General features: G+C 27.6%; 7 protein-coding genes. 3 read left to right on the top strand and 4 right to left on the bottom strand.

Annotated features, from left to right (window positions below):
* Positions 1-54 precede the first annotated feature (54 nt).
* The 3 genes from M0R36_11155 to M0R36_11165 are packed head-to-tail and all read left to right on the top strand — an operon-like array spanning position 55 to position 751.
* Positions 55-381, top strand: coding sequence for a hypothetical protein (locus M0R36_11155; protein ID MCK9556347.1), 327 nt, complete (start codon positions 55-57; stop codon positions 379-381).
* Positions 382-391: 10 nt separating this feature from the next.
* Positions 392-598: a hypothetical protein gene (locus M0R36_11160; protein MCK9556348.1), complete on the top strand. Its 207-nt coding sequence runs from the start codon at positions 392-394 to the stop codon at positions 596-598.
* A 3-nt stretch (positions 599-601) separates the two neighbouring features.
* Entirely contained in the window at positions 602-751 is a 150-nt protein-coding gene (locus tag M0R36_11165) for a hypothetical protein (protein MCK9556349.1), read from the top strand.
* Positions 752-932: 181 nt separating this feature from the next.
* Here M0R36_11165 and M0R36_11170 read toward each other — a convergent pair whose 3' ends face one another.
* From M0R36_11170 to M0R36_11185, 4 genes are all read right to left on the bottom strand, one after another.
* Positions 933-1,457, bottom strand: a complete 525-nt coding sequence (locus M0R36_11170) for a hypothetical protein (protein MCK9556350.1) — start codon at positions 1,455-1,457, stop codon at positions 933-935.
* A 69-nt stretch (positions 1,458-1,526) separates the two neighbouring features.
* A complete protein-coding gene (locus M0R36_11175) occupies positions 1,527-1,835 on the bottom strand; it encodes a hypothetical protein (GenBank protein MCK9556351.1) in 309 nt (102 codons plus the stop codon).
* A gap of 30 nt (positions 1,836-1,865) precedes the next feature.
* Entirely contained in the window at positions 1,866-2,630 is a 765-nt protein-coding gene (locus M0R36_11180) for a hypothetical protein (GenBank protein MCK9556352.1), read from the bottom strand.
* A 13-nt stretch (positions 2,631-2,643) separates the two neighbouring features.
* The gene (locus tag M0R36_11185) at positions 2,644-3,645 is read right to left on the bottom strand and encodes a M48 family metallopeptidase (protein ID MCK9556353.1); all 1,002 of its coding nucleotides are present in this window, start codon (positions 3,643-3,645) and stop codon (positions 2,644-2,646) included.
* Positions 3,646-3,691 lie beyond the last annotated feature (46 nt).

Below are 3,691 nucleotides of genomic sequence, written 5' to 3' on the forward strand. Positions count from 1 at the left end.
TTTATTCTAAAGGAGAAATGATGAAAAGAAAAGGATTTTCTATCGAGGATTTGTATGAGTGATAATGCAGTCCTGGATCTTATGACCGTGTACAAAAACAGGAAAAGGAAAAACAACGGGAGGAATTCTCAAATGTCGTTAACAACATCTCAGAAGAAAGACATCAGGAAAGCACTTATGGAAATTCTAGAAGACAATGATTGCATTCTTGTTCAGGTAAATGAAAAGCTTGAAGAGGATGAAATTTCGTGGTATGTAAAATCTATTGATGCTGAATCCCATTATCCCGAAGAAGATGATGATGAATTCAATGATCTTCGAGAAGAAGTTAATGATTACATTCAAGATCTTATGAAAACTGCTATTGCAAAGATAAAGTAAAAGAGGAAACATGAATGCATCATTGATTTGGATTTGGATGACAATAGGTTCCATAATTATCACATTAATTTCAATAGCAATTACTTTGCTTTCAATCACAAAGACATTATCATTACAAAATAAATATAATTTTAAACAAATTGAAATTAATGAAGCAAACACCAAAATAGCAAGGATTCTGGATGAGAAAATTTCGAAGTTGGAAAAGGAGAAATGAGAAATGCAGGTTGCTACATGTACAAAGTGCAGTCATTTCAATGGAGATGATTCTTGTGTTAAAGAAGGAAGGACAAAGAAGATTTTGGATATTGATGAATGCAATACTTATGATGAGAAGGGAAGAGTGATACTTGATAAAGAGGAGAAATAATGTTTAGCATGATTTTAGGCATCGTCATAGGTATTGTATTAATTATTGCCAGTATAATAGGTACTTTAGTTTACTGGGAAAAACGATCTAAGAAGATCGGTGGACGATGGATGTAAGAGGATGATTATGAGAAAGAGAGAATATAGTTTAATATATTCTCTCTTTTTTTGATTATATAAAGTTATTTTTTATTTGTCTCAGAAACCATTTTCTTAACAATAGATTTAGAAGTTTGAGCTTCTTTTTCTACATTAGTTGCTTTCTTACCACTGAATATTGATTTCAATGTTGAAAATAATTTCATGACTATAGGTGTTAATTTTTGAATTATGAATAAAGAACCAATTGTGACTATAGCACTTAAAGCAAAAAATAAAGCAGACACCAGTGCTTTTGAAGATGTATCGCTTACACCTTTAGAAGATAGATATTTTAAAACTATTTCTCTTGATGCACTTAAATACGATTTAAATGCTTCTCTATATTTCTTTCCTGCTTCTATAGATTTTTCAACTTGTTCTGGTGTTTTTCCAATATTCAACATTGCTGATTTATTTTGATCCATTTCTTTCTTTGAATCGTTATATTTTTTTAATACAACAGCACTAGCTGCACCTTCTCCTGCAATCCAAGCATATAGTTTTTTCATTTCTTGTTTTAAAATATTATCAAACTTTGACATTCTTTCAATATTTCTTTTTTTCATACTAGATAAAATAGAAGAGTTAAGGAGATCATCCCCCACAAGTCCATCTCTTTCTGGATGGTATTTCTTTTAAAAGGAAACAAGTCTTTGCTGCATTTTTTCGATAGTTGTTATTCTCATTTTAAACATATCTTTAATTTTAAGTGATTTACTCACTCTAGGAAATACTTTCTTGGCAACACCCTTTGCCATTTTAACTGCACCCTTAGCAATTGCGCTTGCTGGCCCTTCACTCAAATATCTCTTGACCAATTCCAGATTATCATACTCCAATATATTCTTCATCTGATTTGATTCTAAAACATATATTGATTTTTCAATCATATTATGTTTTATACATTCTGCATAGTAATCGATTTCCGACTTAGTTAATTTCATTTTATTCCTCCAAAAAAAAAATAAAATATTTTATTTTTCACTTTTATCCATTTTAGATTTTAATTCTTTCAATTTAGATTTATATTTATCTTTAGATTTAGTATCTGATTTATCTAATAATTTTATCGTGATGTTATAAATCTTGTCAGCTTTTTGTTTCAATAATTTTATATAATATTCTTTTTCTTTTGCATCTTTTGGTTTTTTAATTGCCATCTGATAAATATGTTTCAATGTATCTATGATGGTGGAAAAAGAATACATTAATAAAAGGACACTCGGTCCACCAATAATAACACCAGCCAATAATGCTCCTGACGCTTTAATTAGAGCAAAGGTGCAAGCTCCAATCATGGTAATTATTATTCCGACGGGCAATAACATTCTACATGCTGTTTTAAATATCTGAAACATCTTTGAAAAGAAAGATGATGTAGCAGCATAATCTATTTCTTTTTGTTTAACCAAATTATCCCATTCTCTCTGTAATTTATAATATTCATCTTTGATTTTGGTATATAATTTATAATCATCAGTCTCCACTGTTTCTAAAAGATCAAATAAAATTTCTAACATTTTATTTCCTGATTTAACAATGGTTCTTGTTATAATTGTTTTATTTTTATCTTGATTATTATCTTCTTTTAAAAATGATTTCAATATTTTTTTATTATCTAATTTTAATACCGACATTATCTGATTTGTATTTAAATTGTATACATTTTCCTGGATATATGATGTTTTTAAAATATCTGAAAAATAACTTAATTCGGATTCAGTTAATTTTATTTTCATTTTATTCTCCTTATTAAATTTTATATAAATCTTTGACGATTTTACCAGTAAATTTATCAAATGGAATTAATAATTTTTGAATTGAATAATTTAAGATTTCTATTTTTTTATTAATATTAATAATTTCATTTTCCTTGCATATATAAGAATCTTCTAAAGATTTTGTTCTGCTTTTAATTGATGGGTGGTCATATATTGTTTTCCCAATAAATGGATCTATTATATCTTGTAACTTAATAAGAATATATTTAATTAAATCGGATAGTTTGACAACCCAAGATGCGTTTGTTCTAACCCCATATCCGATAATTCTTAATGCTTCAGCAAGTTCCTTATTATATCCTAATTTTTTAACAAACATATCTGCGTCTTTTTCTGATAGTCTCGTATATATATTTATTAAAACCGAAAAAATAAAAAATATATGAGAAATAGATTTTTGGATTATAATATCGAATTTTGTAATATATTGCATCAAGTTTAATAACCACGCAATTTTTATATTTTTAAAAACCAGCCAATGTCCTATTTCATGTAACCACACGGAAAATAATAAATCCTGATTTAACATACTTTTAATCCCTTTTGTTTCATATATGGATATTTTAAAATTAGAAGGCAATTTAAAATTAATTTTATTATTTTTTTGGATTGTAGTATTTTCTAGATTATTCCCGAGAATAGACATTCCTCTTATTACCATGAAAATGCCGGAGATTGGAATCATAAATAGTTGTGCTTGAGTTCTATTGGCGGCACTTGGAAGAGTCCAACAATTTGGAGAACTCATATCATTTAGAAAAATATCAAATGGAAGTCCTTGTGTTTTGTTATTGAAATATTCCATGTCTTCTGTAACTCGTTTTGTTATAACTGGAATATAATACTGAAGTCTTCCTTTAATCTCACTATATATGGTGGGAAAAAACCTTTCAAATGTTTCAATAGTGTTTACGACTGGAATTTTTTGTTCCAAAAGTAAATTATTAGCAAACTTCAAATAAAAATCACGCATGTTATTCTTTCCCCTATTTATTTTTGTTCATATATTTTAAATATAT

The sequence above is a fragment of the bacterium genome (genome assembly GCA_023228325.1).
Classification (GTDB): Bacteria; Auribacterota; UBA6266; order UBA6266; family UBA6266; genus UBA6266.